A 22,245-nucleotide genomic window follows, 5' to 3' on the forward strand; every position below is an offset into this window, starting at 1 on the left:
GAAAGCTTGAATACCGAAACGCAACAAATATTGAAAAATATTGCCGCTATCAATATGAACGATGATCTGAGTAATTTTTTGGTGCAAATAAAAGTGCAGGAATTATTATACCACTTATTTCATAAGCTATCCAAAAGAGAAAATACTTCGCAGAGAGCTTTGTACAATGCGGATGCTGAAAAACTATTTGAAGTACGTAATATTATTTTATCAGACATTGGGGAACCTCCTTTTATACCTCAATTGGCTACTGCCGTTGGAATGAGTGAAACCAAACTGAAACAGTTGTTTAAACAAACCTTTGGCGATACTATCTATAACTACTATCAAAAAGTGAGAATGGAAGAAGCCGCTTTTTTATTAAAGCAATCAGGCTACTCAGTTTCTGAAGTGGGCTACCAGCTTGGGTTTTCCAACCTCAGCCATTTCAGCCGCTTATTTCAAAGACATTACGGAATCACCCCCAAAAAATATTCCTCCACCGGATAGGGCTATTTATAAGCCCTTTAAGGTTATTTTGCCTGCGCAGTTCAATCCAACTTTGCTGTATCAAATTATTAAATACAACAAAGATGAAAAAATTATTAGCGCCTTATATAAAAGGCAACTTCGAGCTGAAAAACCATCTGGTAATGTCGCCGATGACACGCAGCCGTGCCATAGACAACCTGCCCAATCAATTAATGGCAGACTATTACGGTCAGCGTACCGGCGCCGGCCTGATTATTACAGAAGGTACCGCGCCTGCTCCCGAAGCATTGAGCTATCCCAGGATACCCGGCGTTTTTAGCCAACAACAAGTGGATGCATGGAAGCCCGTTACTAACAATGTACACCGTGGCAGAAGCAAGATATTTTTGCAGTTGATGCATACGGGCCGTATCGGTCATAATGATAATCTGCCGAAAAAAACCGCTCTTGTTAGCGCTTCTGATATTAAAGCAGCCGGGCAGATATTCACCGACACCAAAGGTTTGCAAGACTTTTCAGAACCGTTTGCACTTTCCAAAGAAGGAATCAAAAATGTAATTGAAGGGTTTGTGATAGCTGCAAAAAATGCGGTTGCTGCCGGCTTTGATGGCGTAGAAATTCATGGCGCCAATGGCTATTTGATAGAGCAGTTCTTAAACCCACATGTAAACAATCGTAAAGATGAATACGGAGGCAGTATGGAGCATCGCAGCAGGTTTACCATTGAAGTGGTTCAGGCAGTTGCTGATGCTATCGGAAAAGGAAAAGTAGGAATTCGTTTTTCTCCCTTTTCAAAATTGGGTGATCTGGCAGAATATGGCGAAGAAGAAACGCATAACACCTACGCTTATCTTGCTCAAAAATTAGACGGGCTGCAAATCGTGTACCTGCACATAGCCGTTAACGCACCTATTCCTGCAAAAACATTACAGGCCATTCGTGACAACTTTTCAGGAACCATCATTTTAGCCAACGGGCTTACTCCCGCAACTGCTGAAGAAGCGCTTGATAAAGGCTTTGCAGACCTGGTTGCGTTTGGTCGTTCTTTTTTATCCAATCCTGATTTTGTAGAAAGAATAAAAACAAACGCAACGCTTAATCCTGTTAATTATAATACACTCTATACGCCGGGCGCAGCAGGCTATACAGATTATCCGGCAATTGATTCATCAAAACAATTAAAAATTTATCAAAATGAAATTCAGCAATAAAGTGGTAGTTATCACCGGCGCTGCCGGAGGAATTGGTACAGAAATTACCAAACGTTTTTTAAATTTTCTCTTCCCGATGGGGGTCTTCACAGTCAGGCAACTGTGTAAAGCATGAGAGCCCGGCGCGAATTGGTTTATCCCCCGCTCTTTATCCGGCTTTGTTCATCGGCCGATCCGCCGGTTCGCCTGCGTGCAGGAGCTATATTGTTTTTCCCGAATTTATAAGTAAATGAAATAACATATTGCCTGTTGTCTTTTCTCCGGTCATTAAGAATATCTATATCAACATCCGCATAGCGTGAATACCCGCTGAAGTTTTGCGTACGGAATATATCCCGCACACCGATCTTGATGGTTCCGTTTTTCTTAAGGATTTGTTTTGCCAGTGCCATATTCATAGCACCCATATTCCCTCCTGCCAGCAGTCCTTCTGAAATCCTGTTTGTGAACCAGCCGCTAAGCTCAGCCGTCCAGGTCAGAAGTAAAGGAATTAAATAAAAAACGGTCAGCCTGCGTTTGGTGCGTGGCTGACCGCTTTGTTTTTTTTATTATAAACGCCATCATTATGCGCCCATCCTATCGTCCTGTTTTTCTATCGTGGCTTTTAGCCTTTGTACCAATGCATTAAATTCTTTTTGATCCAGCACACCGTCCCTGTCTTCAAAATGACGCACTAAGTAATATTTATTCTCTTTGCCATTGCTGCCGGTAAGCCACAATGCTTCTAAGTTTAGCGCGGGATACCGCAGCAGGCGAAGTTCATTGCCATCATCTGCGCTGCTTTCTACGCGCCTGAGTTGCTCTATTCCATTTTCGATATTATTCAAATACGCTTTATCGGTACTTACCTGCAGTACTTCGGGCCGGCTTTCATTGGTGGAGAGATCATAGATCGCTACGGGTTTTGCTGCATCAAGCTCAATAACACGTACACTTGATGGTTCTTTAGATACGCTTATTTCTTTATCAATCTCCTTCAATGATACGGTAAAGACATGATGCGGCATGCTTAAGTCAAGCTGATCTAATTTCTTCTCTATATTCAGCTCGGGCAATTGAATTTTAAGCAATGGCCTGATGATGGGAATGGGGATTAATAACTTTTCGTACAATGTCAGATCCAAAAACCGCATATAAGAATATTTTTTGGTGATATAACTATGTGTCCATCCGCCGCTTCCCTGGTAATTATTAGAGAATTGATCTGCTGTTAATACACTCTTTCCGTAAATAGGATCATCAATATGAAAATAATGTGTAAACCCTATCCGCGACACCCCATGAATAACCATAAAATGACCGCCTCCGCCGTTCCATCCTATACGTGTTCCCACTACCAGCCCTTTATCTATTTCTGCTTTTACCGCGTCCCATGTCATTGTTCCGCCGCTCATGGATACATAATTGTGTGTACAGTCGAGCGCCTTATCTAAATACCACGGCACATTACAACCCGATGGCGTGGGTGTATTGCAACAGGACAACCCCTGTTCATTGGAAGCAATTTTGCATTGCGACCAGGGATTTAAAAGTTTGGCATAAAAATGAGATACGCTGTCTGCCGTTGCTGCCCAGCACCAGTTCGACCTGAGCTGCGCCTCCATATTGAAATTAAGCACTTTGCTGTAATACAGCCATGTAAATACCTTTTGTTCCAGTTCGTATGGAACATCAATCCTTAAATTGTTGAGATTTTTAAAATCCATAAAATACATTGTTAACGGTTATTAAAACAATCGGGTTTTTTAGCAGCATATGCTGCATGATATACATCCTGCAGGCGAAATGTTACCCGGTGCTGTGTATAATTTTTCCTCTCGGCATACTGCCCGGCATTAGCGCGGAAACAATACGCTATACTGGTAAAACCCCGATAATAGGTAACAAAGGAAAGACGATGAAATCCCCGCAGTGTCTGTGCAAGGGCATTCAGACGGGGCAGAGGTGAAAGGGAGTGAACAGGCAATAAAGCATCACTTCCTTCCTGGCAAAATAATATGTTTTTAAAGCAGGCCCTAAAATGATCAGGTTGCTTTTGCCTGGTTGTAACTCCAATACAGCTTATGCAGGCAGGAATCTCAATGTACCTGTGCACTACAGGATATTACATGAACAAGAAACACTGGCGTACCGTTGTGTAGACGCTGTTGATTTTATCCAAACGGCTGAAGATATGATTGCTGTAATTTGGTGAGAAAGAAGAGGAAGAAGCAAAATAAATTTTTTATACAAAAATAAATTTGTTTACATTTATAACTACCCATCCATTTTGTCCTTTGGCGGCCTGCATTGTTTCACCCTCAAAATTTGAACTTGCCTCATGCAGTTTCACCTTGTCCTGGCTGCTTTAAGCAAAGGGAGTTTTATTCCCATCAACAATAGCTATGCTGTTTCGGCTGTTATATTCAAAATACTGCACAAAGCGGATAGTGATTATGCTGCTTTCTTACACGATAAGGGGTATACACAAAAAGATTCACTTAAGTCATTCAAGCTTTTTACTTTCTCCGATTTAAAAACACCATTTCAAATTCGTGGCGACCGCCTGTTATTATTAACCCGGCAGGCAGAACTGGTGGTTTCTTTTCATTTGCCACAGGCAGCGGAAACGTTTATTAAAGGACTGTTTATGCAGCAGCAAATAGAAATAGCCGACCGTAAAAGCCGCGCCACTTTTACCATTACCCGGGTTGAAGCATTGCCTTTACCCTTAACCAACGATGCAATACAGGAGTTGGTATTACAGCCACGCTCACCTATGGTATGCGGTTTAAAAAATGAGCGGGGCAATTATAGCTTTCTCCCGCCGGAGCACCCGGAGTTTGTATCACAATTAATGTATAACTGGACGGAGAAATACAAAACACTATACGGAACAGAAGCTGCTGAGGTTGCTTTTGCAGAATCGGCTATGGAAGTTATTTTCTACAGCAATCCGCCCAGATCGAGGTTGATTACCATAAAAGCGGATACCCCGGCGGAAACAAAGATCAGGGGATTTGTGAATTTCAGGCTGCGGGTGAAAGGGAAACGGGAGGCGCTGGAGTTGTTGCTGAATAGCGGGGCGGGGGTATATAATAGTTTGGGGATGGGGAGTGTGGAGGTAGAAAAACAGGAAACCGGAGCAGGGTAACTTACGAATAATGGATCAGCAAAAAATAAAACGATTGTTGGGCATGCTGCTTTTACTTTCGGGTAAACGGCGGTATAGCATTGCCGAAATACAGGAGCGGTTTGATATTTCGGACCGTACCGTATTTCGTTACCTCGAAACTTTTGAAATCGCGGGGCTGATGATGGATCACGCAGGCAAGGGTTACCGCCTGCAGCAAGACAGTTCCGCTACGCGTTCCTTACAGCGTTTGATGCATTTTACAGAAGAAGAAGTGTTTATACTGGAAGAAACCATAGAGAAGTTAGAAGGGGAGTCGGCCGTTAAGCAACAATTATTGCGCAAGCTGAATACCTTATACGACAGGAAGACGCTGGAAGAAAAAAAGCAAAGCAATGACTTTAAGAAGATACAACAATTGAGCAACGCCATTCGCAATAAAAAGCAGGTGCAACTGGTCGCGTACCGTTCTTCCAACAGCGATAAAATATCCGACAGAACTGTTGAGCCTTTCGATTTTTTACCGGCATATGAAGGCGTTTGGTGTTATGAAGTTAAAAGCGGGAAATGCAAACAGTTTTTGATTGCCCGTATGCAGCGGGTGGAAATACTGCCGCGGGATTGGCAAAATGAGGGTAAACAACAACTACCTTTTACCGATGCCTTCCGCATGTCGGGCAGCAAGCCTGCCGCAACGGTGGTAGCCCTGCTGGACCTGAAAGCGTATAATTTGCTGACGGAAGAATACCCGCTGGCTAAAAAGTTTATCAGCGCGGAACAGGGAGCTTACCGGTTAAGCATACCCGTAGCGCAGTATCACGGTATTGGCAGGTTTGTGCTGGGATTGCCGGGTAATATTAAGGTAGTGGGCCCCGCAGCGTTCCAAATATTTTTGAAAGAAAAGATAAACGGTTCTACATACTGACGGAAGTTGACAGTGGAGGACAATAAGTTTGTGAGTGAGAAAGCCGGAGGTGGCTGAACGCTTAAACTATTAGTGGACTGCTTATTGAAACACTACAGAGAAATTTATAAAAAAAGGAGAAATAGGATGGAGGAGTTGGAGGGAGTATGAATAAATATAAAGAAGAAAAAATATTAGCCTATATAAATTAGTTTTTAATAATGAACTAAATTACTTTTAAAGACACCAAAACAAGGAGTAATATAATTGATTACAGAGACTATATTATCTTAAGCTATAAAAAAGAAGCGGCAGGCATTGCTAAGAGGTATGCATATAACTGATGTATTAAGTTACCTGCATCGGGTATGAGTATTGAAGAAGTATTGGATAATTTTTATAAATTAATGAGAAAAAATTTTAGCATGCTTATCCTATGCTGCGGTTACAGAAAAAAAATAATGCTTGTTGTGCAAATATTCCATGTTATAAATAATTTATTCACATAAACGCACATGTAGGTAACAAAGTTTTGGATTATAGGTATTGCAGCATATAGCGGAATAGGCTTATTGTTGGATTGGCTCGTATAATGAGGAGGGGGACGGGGGTGTTGAAGAGTTGTAAAATAATAATAAAAAGAATAGACGAAATGAAATTACAATACACAGGCCATCCAATTGTAGATACCGGGCTTGCAGTTATGATAGCAAGGGCAAAGGAATTGGAAAAAGAGCTAAAAGTCGAGGTAAATAAAATAAGCGACTTAACCCCTGAAATTATTGAAAAGCTAATAGTTACTAATAAAAATTGGTTATCAAATGCTAATAGAAAACTCAACTCTTATACAATGGTATTTAGCAGTAATGGACCGTTAACTAATGCTTCGAGTAATCCTGACTTAGTAATTAAAAATACTCAAAGGAAAATTGGGGTAATACAAAAAGACATTGAAGAAATTATTGCAAACCTTAATGTTAACAAGCAGGAGATAGCTATTAAACAAGAAGAAATAGAAATAATTACTGATAACAAAAAAATAAAATCAGCGAGAAAAACAATACAAGAAATTGAAAAGAAGATTAAAAAATACGAAAATGATTTTCAAAAGAAAGAAGAAAGCTTAAAAAAAGCTAAAGAGAAATTAGGTGAGAAGGAATCCAAAAAAAAGAACACTGAAGAAGATAAAGGGTTAGATGAGTATAAGAAGATTATTCAAGACTTAGTCAATGACATAAAAAGTTTAGAAGATGATAGAATGAAATGTGAAATAACAGGATTATATCCAGCATCCAAGGTCATTGAAGAAAATGGAAAGAAGTTAAGCAAAGAATGGTTCCCTTTATTCGGCTCAGTACAAGATGCGCAAACCTACCCTTCTTCAAGCCGTACATTTCGAGCAAGTGCTATTGCTTTATTAGCATCTCAATTTTTGCCTATAGGCGTTGGTATAATAGGCAATAGATTAGTCTGTTTTCAAAGCAATGATTATGCAAGCGAAGGAATACCTTTATTTCAGTCGCTTGTAGAACAAATTTATAAGGATACAATAAAAAAAACGCAAATATTAGATAAGGTTGAAACTTGGGGGAAAGGAAATGCTTATAATAATATTACTCTTCTTCTCTTAAACTATTTAACAAAAGTTGAAGAGGAAAAGCAAGAAATAGATTTTAAACATCTATGCCTCAATCTATGGTTGTTTTCTAACTCAGGGCAAGAACCTGCATTGGAAATTTATGAACTGCCAAGTACAACCTTACAATTTTTGTGGAAGGTATGGAGAGGAATTCATCGTGCCGAAATTGAAAGTTATATCCGAGCAGAGAAAGATGTAAAATACTCTTTATTAGAATGTATAAAAGACAAAAAGGAATATTTTCCATTTTATCCGACTGATAAAGAAGTGACAGTAGAATTTAAAGAATTTCTTCCTGATAAGAATTTTATTAAAATAATTGAAGAGTTTGGTGAAAAGTTGAGTTATAAAAAGAAGGAAAATACACTTACATTAAAACAGCCATTAACGACTGAAGAAATAAGCAAATTATATCGCCTTTATGATACAAATTTACCTTATCAAACTGCAATCAGGAAACTGTTACATTTACAGTCACAATCCGCAAGTGTTGAACTTTTTGAATTATATAATCAGCAAATTTTAGGATATACAGAAGATGCACTCATAATAGCGAGATGGATAGCTCAAAAATTAACTGAAAGAGAAAAGAACATTCACACCTGGAAGAAAAAAGTTGAATTTAATAAGTTGAAAGAATTTATGATAGATGTTATTCCTGATGAATTCACATATGAACATTACCTAAAAATTTTTCCATGTAGTATACATCCGCTGAAATTAGATGATAAAATAAAAAACATTAATCATAAAATTATTCGCTACTATTTGTACCAAACAGAATTACTCAAAATTGAATTACCCATGCTAAAAGATCAATCTTTCGCTCATCCAAAATATTTAAAAATCAAATCTTTTGCAAAAGACTTTTTTGATTCATACATTGATGAAGAAGGTAAGGATAGATTTAAAAGACGAATCCTGAACGTCTTTTCTAATAATCAGATAAAACCAAGAGATATAGAAAACTGGTTTGCTTCGCTAGCAGAATCGGGTAAGAAAAATTATACAAATGAAGAATGGGATGATTTATGCCGAAATGAAGATGGGGAAAATGATGTATGGGAAGTAATGTTTCAATTACGACTAGAGTTAGCTAGCCTTTATCATCAAAAATATTCAGCTAAAAATTAATAAGCATAATTATGACAAACAAAAAATTAACACATATTGTGGGGACTTTTCTTATTCAAGCAGAAGGTTCTTTTTTGAACGGTTCAACTTCAGAAAAGGATGGAAAAAATACCGTTACTGTTCCTAAAACTTTACGGGAATTTAAGGATGATATTCCTTATGTCTCAGCACAAGCCTGGCGCCGTTGGTTAAGAGATACATGTTTTGAAGAATATAATGATCCGAGAACTCCAATTGAAACTACTCAATCAGGAGATGGTGAAGGCGAAAGCAAAGATAAGTTCACTACAAAAAAGGTTGGAGTTGCAATTGATCCAATCGAATATGCAGAGCATGATATTTTTGGGTACATGAACTCAAAAGAAGGACAAGGAACCGGTGGTGTTAAAGCAACGATTAGAAGTTCTCCATTTCAAAGTTCAATTTTACTTTCGGTTAGAAAAACTGGATGGCAGGGTGAAGATAAAGGGTTTGTTCATCCACAAGGAGTGGCAATTAGTTTATATGAAGAAGCATTGGATGAAGTTACAAAAGACAAAGAAAAATTTACTCCTGAAACTTTGAAAAAAATTGAAGATCTAAAGATGATTCTAAAGGAGGATATTTCACGGGAGGAATTAGTGAAAAAACTTTTAGAAGGCCTAAATAGTTTGCAGGATGAAAAAGAGAAGGAACTTATTAATAATGTGGTTCGGAAAATTACCTTAACAGTGTCCTCCTCTCTTCCTTATACAACCCGTTTTTACAATACTCATTTGCAAGGAGTTTTTGGTTTAGCATATCACCGTGTTGGCTTATATCGAAATGCTGGTGATCGAGAAGAATTGGAACAAGTTCTGGTAGATAAATATTTGAAGGAAGATAAAATTGAGAAATCAATTCTCCCAGATAAATATGCTACAATATACGAGCTTAAGGATAAATCAATTAGGCTATCCAGAACAGAAAAAATTTTAAAATCCTTAGCGGTGCTAAGAGGCGGCGCTAAACAAGCCCAATTTGGTACTGATGTATCACCCAAAGTCTTAATAGTAGCTGGTCTCTCAAGTGGTAATTTGATATTTAATGACCTGTTTGAAGATACAAAGGAAATAGTAACAACTCCAAGAGAGGATAAGGGTTATGAGGTAATTGAAAGTGAGGTAATAGGTGGCACTCGAATTAAACTTGATACCTTAAAACAAATATTATGGGATTATAAAGACAGATTGGTTACACCTGTATACGTTGGTATTCGGTGTGGATATTTAAGTAAGTCAAATGAAAAAGAGTTAAGTAATTGGATAAATGAAAAAGACGAAATTAAAAAATGGAAAGATTGTACATCGGTAGAAAAATCTTTGCTAGTAAATACACCTCAAATAGTATTGTGTAGCCCTATAGAGGCGATTGACAAACTAATAGAAGAAATAAAGAAAATTGAACAGCCCAAGTCAAATGACAACTAAACTATTATACGCATGTTTATCAGGTTGGACAGCTACTTTCAAGTCACCATTATTTGTATCGAATAGTGGTGTTAGCAGCTATATGCCTACGCTAAAGCTACCTTCTTACTCTACTATAATTGGCCTATTAGGAAACATAGTTGGCAGAGATTTAGAATTAAATGAAATCAAGCGTATAGGATATATTTTTGATTTCGAAAAGAAAGAGGGAAATATAGATATAGAAAAGATTAAAAGTTTTTCTATAAATAAAAAAGGCGAATTGCAAGAGAACAAGGGCAATTCAAATCCCGCAAGAAGAGAGTTTTTGGTTCGTCCTCAATTGCAATTATTTTTAGAGAATGTAGAACTATTTGAGCCTTCTTTTTATTCACCTCATAACATACCTTCTTTTGGAAGATCACAAGATGTAGCGTGGTTTGAACGGTTGCCAAACGGTAAACAATATGAAATAATTGAAGCAAGTGAAGTAAGCCAAGGTATAGTCAGAAATACTTTAGTCCCTTTTCCACAGAAAAATGCAGCGGGTATTATATTGCCACTTGCAGAATATTATTACAATTACAAGTTAGGAGAAACACGTTATCCTTTAAAGATGAGAACATTTCAATTTATTGATACAGAAACTGCGATTGAAAGAAGTAATTTATTTGCAATACCATCTTTAGATAACATTACAATTTATCTTCATGATATTACAGAAATTGCCAAATGAAGAAAGATTATGGAGTTTATTGGGCAAAAGATTCTGGAGAAACTTTATTTCAACACTTGTGTAACATAGTTAAAGTGGCAAAAATAATTTGTAATCAATTACCTTTTGAAAATAATATTAAAGAAAACATTAGAAAAGAATTGATTGAGATTTGTGTACTACATGATATTGGAAAAGCGGCATCAGGTTTTCAAAAAATGGTTAAAGATGGTATTTATTGGAATGGTCACCGACATGAAATTTTATCTACCGCAATTGCCTCCCAGATAGCGCCACATCTTTCAGAAGAAGCACTGTTTGCTATACTCACACACCATAGAAATATATTACCGATTATAGGAGGGATAACACGAGAAAAATGTTTGCCAGATCATGAACTGCCGTACATGCAGCCTAATATACTCTCCATGTTACTTTCAGAAATAAGTCATGAAGATTTTATAAACTTTTTAAGCAGTTTGCAAAAGGAATTTAACTATAAATGGCAGTGTGAAACTATTTCTTATGATGTTAATAGTTTAGGAAAGCTTAAGTATTCTTGGTTAAAAAGAGACAAGCAATTACTAAGAAGCTTTGAACAAAGAAAAAAAGCAAGCTTACTTAGAGGCCTTTTAATTACTTGTGATCATTTAGCCTCAGCATGGCAACTATCAGTTCCAAGAGTACCGAAGCTCACTAACTATACCAATTCACTAATAAAACAAGAGTTAAAAGGTGATATTTCAAATCTCTTGCCCTTTCAACAAAGATGTGGAATGACAAACGGTTCTATTATATTAAAAGCCCCCACTGGATCTGGGAAAACGTTTGCAATGTTATTTTGGGCATCCTCTAACCAGAAAGAAAAAGGAAGACTCTTTTATACTCTACCTTATACTGCAAGTATTAATGCTATGTATAAGCGCCTTCAAAAAGTTTTTCCAAAAGATTCTATTGGTGTACTGCATCATAAAAACGCTGCCTTTCTTTTTACTTTATTAGAAAATGAGAACAACCAAAATGCCAATAAAAATGCAAAACATTTAGCTGGACTTGCTCATGAAATGTATTTTCCTATTAAAGTTTTAACACCACATCAGATTTTAAGGATTTCATTAAGGGGAAAAGGATGGGAGCTTGGATTAACTGAATTACAAAATGCTTGTTTCATTTTTGATGAAATTCATGCATGTGAACCTCTTATAACAGGATTAATTGTTGCTACAGCAAAATGGCTTCAAACTATGGGAGCAAATATTTTATTAGCATCTGCTACTTTCCCAAAATTTCTTGAAAATATTTTTAAGGAAGAATTATATATTTATCCTGATAATATAATTGAACCTGACAAAGCTGATCCCAAAGACAAAAAAGTTTGTGATTTAAAAAGGCACAAAATCGTTATCAGGGAGGGTTCTTTACTTTCTAACTTGCCATTGATTATTGACGATATAGTCAGTGATCCCCAAAAAACAATACTTATCATTTGTAATTATGTAGCAACCAGCCAAGAAGTTTGTGATAAATTGGAAAAAGAAAATATAGAGTATATGCTTCTGCATTCTCGCTTTAATAGTTTAGATAGGAATATAATTGAAGAAACAATTACATCCAAAAACCCTCCGCGGGTTTTGGTTGCAACCCAAGCAATAGAAGTTTCATTAGATGTTGACTATGATTGTGGTTATACAGAGCCTGCACCCATTGATGCTTTAGCTCAACGGTTTGGAAGAATTAATAGGAAAGGTAGTAGAACACAACCGTCTTTGGTTACTGTTTTTGAAAAAGAATCTGTTGAAAATGGTCAGATCTATGACAAGAAAATTTTAGAACAGACCGTTTTGCTTTTAAAAAAGCAACATTGTGAAGATGCATTATCTGAGCAGGATATAGTTTCTATTTTAAATGAAGTTTACTCTGAAGAAAATCTTATTGAATGGTATAAAGAATATAACAGAGGTAAAAACTATACAGAGGTTAATGATTTTGAAAATGTAATGATAGCAGGAACCCACGAAGATTGGACAGATAAAATTATTGAAAAATCAGACGGTCAAATTGAAATATTACCCTTCAATAAAATAGATGATAAGGGAAATATTGTTTGTCTTTACAATGAATATATTGATATGATTAAACAAGGCAATTACATTAAGGCTCGTATGTTATTAGTTTCTGTCAGAATTGGTTCTTTTCAACAAGCAAAACAAAAAGGATTAATTAGAAAAAGAAAAGGATTCGATGTTTACGTTACTGAGCTCGAATATTCATCAAAGCAAGGTTTAAACTTAAAGAAACAAATAAACACTATTTGGTAATTTTATGCATCCAACCTTACAGCCACCTACACCAATCGTCACCAGATCTGCCATCGCAAGCCCATTGCCCCAGTTCGTGTTAAGAATCGGAATACACTGGCTCGTCCCAGCACGCCCCCGGCTGTTGAGAATTGTACCTGAAATTATCTAAAAGACATTTTGTCTTATAAGAAACTATGAACAAGCCCTTACATCAACTCTTTACAAAGGAACATCACCGGATTGAGCAGTTGTTAAAAAGGCAACTGAGCAACCAGAAGAAATTGATATGGAATACCATTGCCCTGGTTCGTGTCTGTAAATGAAGTGCAGATGTACTTGAGCAAGGGGCAGGATAATTTAATTTAATACATAAGAATGATTTCAAAATTACCTTTTATTATCTCATAATTTCATAAATTTGAACTTTAGTATAATAAAAGGTAATGAAAACCCCGGAAGCACTATTAAAGCTATTGGAGCAGCACGAGTTGGATATTTTCACCGCAGCATCATTTGGAACTGTGGTTGGCGAAGCCCTAGATGAATGGATGACACAATTACGCACCTTAGTTAGAAATGAATTAATTAACATCATCGAAAAGGGCAAATACTGCCGCCATAATTTTCGCAATGAATATGTAATAGGAAATTACTTAGCTCCGGATGGCGCAATTGCTTATTGGTCGGCATTAAACTTACACGGATTAACAGAACAGATTTCCAACACCATTTTTATACAAACAGCAAAACTCAAAAGAGACAAAACTGTTTTTGGCGTACGATATCAGTTTATTAAAGTGAAGCAGGAGAAAATAGCCGGTGTTGAAACAGCCGGGTATGGAAATCATTCTTATAAAATAACCGGTAAAGAAAAAACCATTGCAGATTGTTTTGACCTGCCTGAACATGGAGGAGAATTTCCCGGAATCGTCAGGGCATTTGTGACGAATGAATGGAATGAGCAAAAATTAATTGAGTATGCTGAAATAGTCAATAATGTTGCGGCAATCAAGCGAATGGGCTATTTAGCAGAAATATTTGATTTACCCTTACGGCATTTCATTGAATTTGCTAAGGGAAAAGTTACTAAAACCATTTCCCTGTTTGATAATGCAACTGAAGGCAAAGGAACTTATTTGACGTCCTGGGGATTAAGATTGAATATTAACAAAGATGATATTTTGGCTATGAAATATTATTGATAATGATTTTACGAAGTGAAGTATTATCTAAAGCTGAAAACTGGAGCGTGCCTGCAAATACGGTAGATAAGGATTATGTTTTGGGGCTTTTTTTGAACAGCTTTTACAGCTTTGGAAATAATCGAAAATTATTTGTTTTCAAAGGTGGAACCTGTTTGCGGAAATGTTATTTTCCCGATTATAGATTTTCTGAGGATTTAGATTTTACGTTATTGGATAAATCATTTTTGATTGATAAATCGTTCTTTGAACAAATTGCAAAACAATGTGAGGCCCATTCAGGTATTCGTTTTGAGGTTAGGACTTTTGAAAACAAACGCTTTAAAGATGAAGAAAAAGGGTACAAATGTGTCATCAGTTTTTGGGGAGCAAATCATAGTCAGAACCAGGCACCGGCACCAAAAGAAAGATGGGCAACAAAAATAGAGATTGATATAAGTTTTGATGAAGAAATTTTGTTCCCGGTTAGTCAAATCAACATTATTCATCCTTATTCCGACTTAGTAAAAATCAATACAGATGAAATTCCTGTTTATTCGCTTGCTGAAATATTAACTGAGAAAATAAGAGCGTTTTATCAGCGAAGCTATAAAGCGCCCAGAGATTTTTATGATGTTTGGTATTTATTAAATCATGTTCAGTTTGAAGATTGGGAAAACATCGGAACAATTCTCCAAAAGAAATGCGCTTTAAAAAATAAAAAGATTGATACCAGGATATTCAGTGATGAAGCTATTTTAAAATCGGTTTCCAATTCCTGGAACAGGAGTATTGCTCATCATTTACCGCAACATAAATTGCCGGAATTAAACAAAGTATGGGATTATTTAAGCGAACATCTTTTTGTGAAATTTCTGCAAATAGATGACAACTAATTCAGTCATAAATTAAAATCCTCCCATCATGCATCCCTACCTCCCCCATCTTCTTGCCGACATCGCTGCAGCACACCGGACAGAAATTCCGGAAGAAGAAACTGAACAGACTATTGAAGAGCATCTCGAAGCCGCTGACAGATGGGTGAGCGGAGAAGAACCAGAACACACTTTCGGATATTATTGCGGATTGCATCCGGAAAGCTTTCCACCCGTTGATCAACTATCAGATGAAGAAATGAAAATGATCCGCAACGCTTTTGAAAAGATGATGTACACCTTGAACCATGGAATTGATTTGCCTGAAAGTTTACCTGCTGCATTTGCCTATAAAATAATAGTGGATTCCCTGGATTGGAAAGCGAATATTGTAAACAGCGGATTTATGAGCTTTGATTTTTGCAGCGGCTATGCGCCGGATTGTATATTTAAAGCATATTGCTCCTGCCTGAAAATAGGGAATGAGAAAAATGATGACAAGGATATAATCTGAAAGCTGACAAATTACCATTTGGACAATCTTGCCCGCAAATGAATTTGAAATCGTAGCCAATGAGAAATCGTTACACAAAGCCAGGCTATCAGCAACTGGCTATCGGCATGTAATAATTGTAGCCTATAACCAACATATTTACATTAGTTTTGCTGGTTGTAAGCGACACTTTTATGGATATTTTGTATGAATACCACAGCAATCTAATCAGCCATGTCAGCGACTCTTTTTTTCGATACCTGATGGATACTATTGAATGGAACCAGCGTATGCTTCCCATTACACGGGAGGGAATGTGGGGAACAAAATTGCTATTGATGCCGATGCCTTCTTACAGGAACAGGTCGGTATACAATTTAGCTCCGGGTACCACGCTGTATTTTTCCAGGTCGGTTATGCCTTCCTGGGCCAACACCTCTTCATCAATAAAAAAACTACCCGTGCAGCTTTCGGAGGAACGCGATAAAATATAATAAACCGCATCGGCAATTATTTCAGGCGTACGGCTCATCTTTATTAATGTATCTCCCCCTAACAGGTTTTGCACCGCGGCGGTAGCGATAGTGGTTCGGGGCCAAAGCGCGTTAACGCCTATCTTATCCTTTTTTAATTCTTCAGCCAGCCCCATCGCAATCATGCTCATATTGTATTTACTAAGCGTATACGCCAGGTGGTTGCCGAACCATTTGGGCTGCATGTTAAGCGGGGGTGATAAATTCAGGATATGGGGATTATTGCCTTTTCGCAAATGCGGTATACAGGCTTTGCTTACGAAAAAAGTACCTCTTACATTAATGTCATGCATGAGGTCGAAACGTTTGGGATCTGTTTTTTCCGTGGGTGTAAGCGATATGGCCGAAGCGTTATTAATAAGGATGTCTATTCCGCCAAATACTTCAATGGTTTTACTTACGGCGTTGTCTATCTGTTCTTCAAACCGTATATCGCACTGAACGGGTAATGCCCGTCCACCCGCTTCCACTATTTCTTTTGCTACCGAAAAGATCGTTCCGCCCAGCTTAGGGTTTTCTTCCACCGATTTGGCGGCTATCACTACCTGCGCTCCTTCTTTGGCCAATCGTAAAGCTATGGCTTTACCAATGCCCCTGCTGCCACCTGTAATAAAAACAGTTTTTCCGCTAAATGACATATCGTTTATTTTAGTTATTGCTACCTGGGTTTGATCCAGTCTTCGGGGTTAAGATATTTGGGATTATTACCAACCACAACGGTAACAACAAAAAGCACTTTACCTATGCCGTCTTCATCTTCCGATTCGGCGGCTTTACCAATCACCTGTCCTAATTTTATTTCCTGGTCTTTATTTACGCTGATGGCGGTAAGGTTATAGTAAGTAGTAAGGTATTTACCATGCCGTATGGTTACGGCCGAAACAGCGCCGAAACTATGTACCGATGATACTGTTCCTTCATATACGGCCTTTACAGGCGCGCCGATATTGGTTTGAATGTATACGCCGATATTATCTTCATATAAGCGGGTGCCTTCTATTTTGTGCCTGCCAAACGGGCCGGTGATGTCGCCCTTGGCAACGGGCCAGGGAAGCTTTCTGCGGTTATTTTCAAAGCCTACGGAAACCGCGGTTACTTCGGGGGTGTTTTCAAGCTTATTTGCCGCGCGTGAACTGGTGCTTGCGGCAGCCACAGGCTTATTGCTTCCTGCAGCTTTAGCGGCGGCCTCTCTTTTTGCCCGCTCCGCTTTTTCCGCTTCCATGATTTCTCTTTTAATAATAGCGGCAATGGAATTCCTGATATTGTTCTCTAACTTTCTTTTGGAAGTAAGTTGTTTATCCAGCTCTCTTTCCTTGAGCTTCAGGCTCGAAACAACAGCGTCTTTTTGTTTCTTTTCCTCTTCCAGCTTTTTCATTTGCTGGCTTTGTTCTGCAAGCGTTTGTGTTTTGAGGGTTTTGTTTTCAGCAAGTGCCTGGTTTTTTTGCGATAACAGCGTCTGGGTTTGATAAATATTATCTACCTGTTTTCCCCTGTATTCGCGATAGGCTTTCAGGTAAGCAACCCTTTTGATGGCATCATTAAAGCTAACGGCTGAAAAAATGAAGTTGAGCATATCGTAACTGCTCCTGTTCTTGTAAGCATATTCAATCGTTTTGGCGTACTGTGCTTTTAGTGTATCCAGCTCATTTTTTAAACGCGCTATTTCCCGGTTGTTGGTGTGAATATCATCATTGATCAACTGCACCTGCCTGTTAATGGTTTCTATAATGGCGTCTCTTTTTTTGATCAGGTTTCTGATACGCGCCAGTTGACCCAGGCTCTCTTTTTTATTTTTCTGGATGGCATTTTGCGATTTTCTTAAGTCTTCAATCTCCTGCTGTATTTGTTTGCGCTGGCTCTCTAATTCATCCTTAGACTGGGCAGATGACTGCATCTGGAAACCGCAAAGAAATACAAACAGTAAGAAAAAGAATGTGCGCATGCCGGAAATTTTATATGGTTTGTACTGCAAATAACGATGGTATATGCCTGTGATTGTGCCGCATTTTGTTAAAATTATTGAATACTGTAATTACGCGGTATATTAAAAGGATAGCTGAGGGGTTTATCAAATTCTACCTGTTTATATTCAAGACTTACATCTAACCTTGTTTTTTCGGCAACGGAAATTTTCCTGCCCGTGGAAAAAAGCCTGCCGCTGATAGTAATATAATCATTATAGGTAAAGTCGGCAGTACGGCTGCGTCCCACATCCACATCATCTAATTTGCTGTGTAGCACAGCATAATCATCCTTTCTGAGCGACAGCAACTGTTTAAAAAAATTACCCATCGTGGCTAAGGAAACCGAAGTTTCTCTTTCTTTATACATCAGCACTTTTGTACTGTCTAAATATACAGGATTGCCCACAATGAGGTTCTGCAAGGTAAAAAAATCTACAGGTAACTGCACAATTTCCCTGATATATTCTACGGAGCGGTATTGTACATTCTTGTCCAGCTTATCCATCACTTTTACACTGTCGGGTGTAATAAAAACCCGGAAAGCCTCAATGCCAAACGCGGCGTTGATAGATATCCATATAATGCTGTCTTTTTGGATACGTACAAACGCGTTGAAATCATAATTCCTTTGCTTACTGTCTTTATACTGCACTTTTATTTTGGAAGAAAAGGTTTCGAACTGAATATAATTACCTCTTATTTTTTCAAAAGTTTCATGCACCAGCCTGGCCGAATCGGTTGCCGCGGGATTGTTAAGAGCAGTAATGACCGTATCTTTTTTGGTAATAGCCGATTGTAGCTTTTTTGAACTGCGGCAACTGCATAGCACAGCGATAAAAAAAAGTGTAGTAAGAATAAACCGCATGATCGCTTTTTAAGTAAATTAATTTTTGCCTGTATGGCCAAAGCCGCCTTCGTTCCTGGAAGTAACGCTTATGGTTTCCGCTGTTTCCCATTGGGCCTGTTCTACCCGTTGAACGATTATTTGAGCGATCCTGTCGCCGGGCTGGATGGGCTGGGGTTCATTGGAAAGGTTAATCAGTATAACCTTTATTTCACCACGGTAATCCGAATCTATAGTGCCTGGTGTATTTAAACAGGTGATTCCCTGTTTTATTGCCAGTCCGCTGCGCGGACGAACCTGTATCTCGTACCCCCCGGGTATTTCAACAAAAAGCCCCGTAGGAATTAATGACCGTTCCATGGGCTGTAAAATAACCGGCGATGAAAGAAATGCGCGGATATCCATACCGGATGCTCCGGGTGTGGCATACGCAGGCAGGGGATTGTTTGATTGATTAATGATCTTAACCGTAAGTGTTGCTGGCATCCGGCAAAAATAAGATTATTGGGATAGAATACACTATCGGCGTTTTATGTAAAGGTATCGGGTATCAGCAGTTAGTATAAGCTACAGGCAGTGCAAAAAGAAGTACGCAGCCTGTTTTGGTAGTTACTACACTAATAGCTGACGGCCGATTCTGAAAACTTCCGTATTATACGTTTATTTATTTTTGGAAGAATCCTTATAGCTGGTTAACTTTGCCGCCCATGTCAGAGATAAAGAAACATACCAAACGTACGAAGAAACAGTTCCTGAAAAGGAAGGGTTAAAGCGTGTATGGTGTGACCAAACATATTTGAGGCCTTTCCGGAACAGGGAAGGCTTTTTTAATGAGCTGTATCAAAACTAAAACCATAAAATCAATTAAAATGAAAGTTGCAGTAGTAGGGGCCACAGGATTAGTAGGCACTAAAATGTTACAGATTCTTGCGGAAAGAAATTTTCCGGTAACCGCGTTGTTTCCGGTTGCTTCCGAAAAATCTATTGGTAAAGAAGTGGAGTTTAAGGGCAAAAAATACAAGGTAGTAAGCGCAGCCGATGCTATTGCGGCTAAACCTGATGTGGCTTTGTTTTCGGCCGGCGGAAGTACTTCCCTGGCGTTAGCCCCGCAATTTGCCGCAGCAGGCATTACCGTTATTGATAACTCTTCTGCATGGCGCATGGACCCTTCTAAAAAATTAGTGGTACCCGAAATTAATGCCGATGCTTTAACAAAAGACGATAAGATCATTGCCAATCCTAATTGTTCTACTATACAAATGGTTGTGGCGCTTAACCCGCTGCATAAAAAATACAACATACAAAGAATTGTAGTGAGCACTTACCAGAGCGTTACCGGCACAGGCGTAAAAGCTGTGGAACAAATGCAGGGTGAAAGAAACCGTGCGGTTAAGGGAGATAGCAGCGAATACCCGATGGCTTATAAATACCCGATTGATCTGAACGTTATACCTCAAATTGATGTATTCCTTGATAACGGGTATACTAAAGAAGAAATGAAAATGGTGAATGAAACCCGTAAAATATTGAGAGATGACAATATCCGCGTAACCGCTACTACGGTTCGCATTCCGGTTATGGGCGGGCACAGCGAAAGCGTAAATATCGAATTTGCACAGGAGTATGATTTGAATGAAGTAAAAGAAATACTGGCTAAAGCACCGGGCATAGTGGTAGTCGATGATCCTTCCAATGCGTTATATCCGATGCCTAAAGATGCGCATGAAAAGGATGATGTATTTGTAGGGAGACTAAGACGGGATGAATCGCAGCCCAACACGCTGAACATGTGGATCGTTAGCGATAACCTGCGCAAGGGCGCTGCAACCAACGCGGTGCAAATTGCGGAATACCTGGTGGCAAAAAATTTATTATAAACGATGGGTAGGGATGTTCAAAAACTTCATAAGTGAACAGGAACATCCCTATTCTTCTATAGCCCGGTTCAAAAAGTAAATCAATGGTTGTATAGCGCCGAAAGCTTCTACGGTTTGCTTCAACAGGCTGGCGGAATGTAAGGCTGTATCATTGATTTCCTGCATGGCAATCCAGCTTTTTAGCTTAAGATATTGTGCTGCGGGGTTATCTTTAGCGTACCCTTTAGGCACATTCACTAAAGTAATTTCCGGTTCATTATCCAATTCGCTGTAAATGGACCTGAACTTTTTTGAAGTGATGATTTTTTTGAATTCGGGCCAGCAATAATCAATTTCCTGTCTTATTTTTTGCGTTTCCCCCGGCATGGGCATCCAAATGCCCCCGCCCACAAAGCTATTGCCAGGTTCAAGATGAAAATAATAACCGGCAAAAATGGATTTTTTTCCGCCGCGGTTAATGCTGGCAGCAAAGTTTTTTTTGTACGGTGTTTTATTCTTGCTGAACCGGATATCCCTGTTAATGCGGAATAAGCATTGCTTCGCTATTAAAGGAGCAATGGAAGGATCAGATTTACCAAATGCATCAATAACAGATTGAATAAAATCTTCGTAGTCTTTGCGGGCGGTTTCGTATTCCTTCCTGTGCAGATCAAACCAGGGCTTATTATTATTTTTGGAAAGATTTTTAAGAAAACGCATTGTAGCTGGTTGTATCATTGGGTATGTTTAATCAATAATTTGAGATTTCAAATTTAAGATTTGATACTGTATCTGTTCGGATCCGGAATTTTTTCTTCAAAATTGTTCGATAGATGAAATGGAAGCGCCTATGCCTAGCTTTATTATTAAGCACCGTTCCTCAACACAGCGTATAGCGGGAAAGAAGGTGAGGCCCGGGGCCCGCTACTTTATCCTCCCCCAGTTTTCGCCGCTTTTAATTCTGTACAGCGTCATTTCACTTACCGCGTATTTTTCAGCAAGTTGCTTATAAGTAAGTTTACGCTTGGGGTCGGCAATGGTTTTTTTAATGGCGCTCACCTGGTTGGTATTCAACTTCAGTCCTGAGGAACGGTTAGCCTGAATTTTTTTGTAGGCAATCTTAGCCGGGCTTTTTTGCTGGTGGTGGCTTACCTCACTTAAAGTGGCCCATTTAAGGTTGGCGGATTTGTTGTCTGTTTTATTATAATTAAGATGAATGACAAACTGGTGTTTGGGCGATGGCTTTTTACAAAATAAACGTGCAATCTCCCGGTGAATATAAAGGGTGCCTTTGTTATTGGGCCGGTGCAGGTTGAGGCTCCTGTATCCCGTGGTGAGTGACCCGCTGAGCAACTGCCCATCGGCATAAATATCATCAGTATAACTGGCTACTTTGCCATAATTAGAAACAGCGTATTGCTTACGAAGCTGCTTCCATCCGGAAAACTGTAATGGCTTCCATGTTTCGCCGGGAACTTTCTTTATCATGAGGAGATGTTTTTAGGCATTATAAATTTAATACATTAGAATGGCTTCGCATATTTATTTTTTATGCCCAAATTTTCTGCCATGGTTACCCTATGTAA

At 38.6% G+C, this 22,245-nt stretch carries 20 protein-coding genes; 12 read left to right on the top strand and 8 right to left on the bottom strand.

Annotation, left to right across the window (positions count from 1 at the left end; genetic code table 11):
• A partial coding sequence (locus VL121_RS17200; protein ID WP_325407640.1) for a helix-turn-helix transcriptional regulator occupies positions 1-489 on the top strand: 489 nt, incomplete at its 5' end.
• Between the two features lie 83 nt (positions 490-572).
• Positions 573-1,682 (top strand): alkene reductase, encoded by a 1,110-nt coding sequence (locus tag VL121_RS17205; RefSeq protein WP_325407642.1) that lies wholly within the window; start codon positions 573-575, stop codon positions 1,680-1,682.
• Positions 1,683-1,816: 134 nt separating this feature from the next.
• Here the strand turns inward: VL121_RS17205 and VL121_RS17210 are convergent, their stop codons facing one another.
• Both VL121_RS17210 and VL121_RS17215 read right to left on the bottom strand, forming a co-directional pair.
• On the bottom strand, positions 1,817-2,191 hold the full coding sequence (locus tag VL121_RS17210; RefSeq protein ID WP_325408054.1) for an outer membrane beta-barrel protein: 375 nt from the start codon (positions 2,189-2,191) through the stop codon (positions 1,817-1,819).
• Positions 2,192-2,245: 54 nt separating this feature from the next.
• Positions 2,246-3,388, bottom strand: coding sequence for a papain-like cysteine protease family protein (locus VL121_RS17215; protein ID WP_325407644.1), 1,143 nt, complete (start codon positions 3,386-3,388; stop codon positions 2,246-2,248).
• A gap of 614 nt (positions 3,389-4,002) precedes the next feature.
• Here VL121_RS17215 and cas6 point away from each other — a divergent pair.
• The 9 genes from cas6 to VL121_RS17260 all read left to right on the top strand — a co-directional run bounded on the left by cas6 (position 4,003) and on the right by VL121_RS17260 (position 15,483).
• Entirely contained in the window at positions 4,003-4,815 is an 813-nt protein-coding gene (gene cas6 / locus VL121_RS17220; protein WP_325407646.1) for a CRISPR-associated endoribonuclease Cas6, read from the top strand.
• A gap of 10 nt (positions 4,816-4,825) precedes the next feature.
• Positions 4,826-5,719 (top strand): helix-turn-helix transcriptional regulator, encoded by an 894-nt coding sequence (locus VL121_RS17225; RefSeq protein ID WP_325407648.1) that lies wholly within the window; start codon positions 4,826-4,828, stop codon positions 5,717-5,719.
• 631 nt (positions 5,720-6,350) lie between these two features.
• Positions 6,351-8,471: a hypothetical protein gene (locus VL121_RS17230; protein ID WP_325407650.1), complete on the top strand. Its 2,121-nt coding sequence runs from the start codon at positions 6,351-6,353 to the stop codon at positions 8,469-8,471.
• Positions 8,472-8,482: 11 nt separating this feature from the next.
• Entirely contained in the window at positions 8,483-9,919 is a 1,437-nt protein-coding gene (locus tag VL121_RS17235) for a hypothetical protein (protein ID WP_325407652.1), read from the top strand.
• Positions 9,909-10,634, top strand: a complete 726-nt coding sequence (gene cas5 / locus VL121_RS17240) for a CRISPR-associated protein Cas5 (RefSeq protein WP_325407654.1) — start codon at positions 9,909-9,911, stop codon at positions 10,632-10,634. Before VL121_RS17235 ends, cas5 begins: the two co-directional genes overlap by 11 nt.
• Complete coding sequence (gene cas3 / locus VL121_RS17245) at positions 10,631-12,931, top strand: CRISPR-associated helicase Cas3' (RefSeq protein ID WP_325407656.1); 2,301 nt, start codon at positions 10,631-10,633, stop codon at positions 12,929-12,931. Before cas5 ends, cas3 begins: the two co-directional genes overlap by 4 nt.
• Before the next feature lie 425 nt (positions 12,932-13,356).
• A complete protein-coding gene (locus tag VL121_RS17250) occupies positions 13,357-14,115 on the top strand; it encodes a type IV toxin-antitoxin system AbiEi family antitoxin domain-containing protein (protein WP_325407658.1) in 759 nt (252 codons plus the stop codon).
• Between the two features lie 47 nt (positions 14,116-14,162).
• Positions 14,163-14,990, top strand: coding sequence for a nucleotidyl transferase AbiEii/AbiGii toxin family protein (locus VL121_RS17255; RefSeq protein WP_325407660.1), 828 nt, complete (start codon positions 14,163-14,165; stop codon positions 14,988-14,990).
• Positions 14,991-15,018: 28 nt separating this feature from the next.
• The gene (locus tag VL121_RS17260) at positions 15,019-15,483 is read left to right on the top strand and encodes a hypothetical protein (RefSeq protein ID WP_325407662.1); all 465 of its coding nucleotides are present in this window, start codon (positions 15,019-15,021) and stop codon (positions 15,481-15,483) included.
• Positions 15,484-15,814: 331 nt separating this feature from the next.
• Here VL121_RS17260 and VL121_RS17265 read toward each other — a convergent pair whose 3' ends face one another.
• The 4 genes from VL121_RS17265 to dut form a co-directional block, all read right to left on the bottom strand.
• The gene (locus tag VL121_RS17265; RefSeq protein WP_325407664.1) at positions 15,815-16,633 is read right to left on the bottom strand and encodes an SDR family oxidoreductase; all 819 of its coding nucleotides are present in this window, start codon (positions 16,631-16,633) and stop codon (positions 15,815-15,817) included.
• A 20-nt stretch (positions 16,634-16,653) separates the two neighbouring features.
• A complete protein-coding gene (locus VL121_RS17270) occupies positions 16,654-17,937 on the bottom strand; it encodes a murein hydrolase activator EnvC family protein (protein ID WP_325407666.1) in 1,284 nt (427 codons plus the stop codon).
• A gap of 74 nt (positions 17,938-18,011) precedes the next feature.
• Positions 18,012-18,824 (bottom strand): lipoprotein insertase outer membrane protein LolB1, encoded by an 813-nt coding sequence (lolB1, locus tag VL121_RS17275; RefSeq protein WP_325407668.1) that lies wholly within the window; start codon positions 18,822-18,824, stop codon positions 18,012-18,014.
• An 18-nt stretch (positions 18,825-18,842) separates the two neighbouring features.
• On the bottom strand, positions 18,843-19,289 hold the full coding sequence (dut, locus tag VL121_RS17280; protein ID WP_325407670.1) for a dUTP diphosphatase: 447 nt from the start codon (positions 19,287-19,289) through the stop codon (positions 18,843-18,845).
• 383 nt (positions 19,290-19,672) lie between these two features.
• Between dut and VL121_RS17285 the strand changes: the two genes are divergently transcribed.
• A complete protein-coding gene (locus VL121_RS17285) occupies positions 19,673-20,680 on the top strand; it encodes an aspartate-semialdehyde dehydrogenase (RefSeq protein WP_325407672.1) in 1,008 nt (335 codons plus the stop codon).
• 48 nt (positions 20,681-20,728) lie between these two features.
• Here VL121_RS17285 and VL121_RS17290 read toward each other — a convergent pair whose 3' ends face one another.
• Both VL121_RS17290 and VL121_RS17295 read right to left on the bottom strand, forming a co-directional pair.
• Positions 20,729-21,397, bottom strand: a complete 669-nt coding sequence (locus VL121_RS17290) for a DUF2461 domain-containing protein (RefSeq protein ID WP_325407674.1) — start codon at positions 21,395-21,397, stop codon at positions 20,729-20,731.
• 186 nt (positions 21,398-21,583) lie between these two features.
• Complete coding sequence (locus tag VL121_RS17295; protein ID WP_325407676.1) at positions 21,584-22,147, bottom strand: NUMOD4 domain-containing protein; 564 nt, start codon at positions 22,145-22,147, stop codon at positions 21,584-21,586.
• Positions 22,148-22,245 lie beyond the last annotated feature (98 nt).

The sequence above is a fragment of the Agriterribacter sp. genome (genome assembly GCF_035497235.1).
In the GTDB taxonomy this organism is placed as follows: Bacteria; Bacteroidota; Bacteroidia; order Chitinophagales; family Chitinophagaceae; genus Agriterribacter.

Bases quoted from the DNA above. Each gene is read 5' to 3' on its own strand.
- VL121_RS17205 (WP_325407642.1), top strand. From the start codon at position 573: ATGAAAAAATTATTAGCGCCTTATATAAAAGGCAACTTCGAGCTGAAA.
- VL121_RS17215 (WP_325407644.1), bottom strand. From the start codon at position 3,388: ATGGATTTTAAAAATCTCAACAATTTAAGGATTGATGTTCCATACGAA.
- cas6 (WP_325407646.1), top strand. From the start codon at position 4,003: ATGCAGTTTCACCTTGTCCTGGCTGCTTTAAGCAAAGGGAGTTTTATT.
- VL121_RS17225 (WP_325407648.1), top strand. From the start codon at position 4,826: ATGGATCAGCAAAAAATAAAACGATTGTTGGGCATGCTGCTTTTACTT.
- VL121_RS17230 (WP_325407650.1), top strand. From the start codon at position 6,351: ATGAAATTACAATACACAGGCCATCCAATTGTAGATACCGGGCTTGCA.
- VL121_RS17235 (WP_325407652.1), top strand. From the start codon at position 8,483: ATGACAAACAAAAAATTAACACATATTGTGGGGACTTTTCTTATTCAA.
- cas5 (WP_325407654.1), top strand. From the start codon at position 9,909: ATGACAACTAAACTATTATACGCATGTTTATCAGGTTGGACAGCTACT.
- cas3 (WP_325407656.1), top strand. From the start codon at position 10,631: ATGAAGAAAGATTATGGAGTTTATTGGGCAAAAGATTCTGGAGAAACT.
- VL121_RS17250 (WP_325407658.1), top strand. From the start codon at position 13,357: ATGAAAACCCCGGAAGCACTATTAAAGCTATTGGAGCAGCACGAGTTG.
- VL121_RS17260 (WP_325407662.1), top strand. From the start codon at position 15,019: ATGCATCCCTACCTCCCCCATCTTCTTGCCGACATCGCTGCAGCACAC.
- VL121_RS17265 (WP_325407664.1), bottom strand. From the start codon at position 16,633: ATGTCATTTAGCGGAAAAACTGTTTTTATTACAGGTGGCAGCAGGGGC.
- VL121_RS17270 (WP_325407666.1), bottom strand. From the start codon at position 17,937: ATGCGCACATTCTTTTTCTTACTGTTTGTATTTCTTTGCGGTTTCCAG.
- lolB1 (WP_325407668.1), bottom strand. From the start codon at position 18,824: ATGCGGTTTATTCTTACTACACTTTTTTTTATCGCTGTGCTATGCAGT.
- dut (WP_325407670.1), bottom strand. From the start codon at position 19,289: ATGCCAGCAACACTTACGGTTAAGATCATTAATCAATCAAACAATCCC.
- VL121_RS17285 (WP_325407672.1), top strand. From the start codon at position 19,673: ATGAAAGTTGCAGTAGTAGGGGCCACAGGATTAGTAGGCACTAAAATG.
- VL121_RS17290 (WP_325407674.1), bottom strand. From the start codon at position 21,397: ATGATACAACCAGCTACAATGCGTTTTCTTAAAAATCTTTCCAAAAAT.
- VL121_RS17295 (WP_325407676.1), bottom strand. From the start codon at position 22,147: ATGATAAAGAAAGTTCCCGGCGAAACATGGAAGCCATTACAGTTTTCC.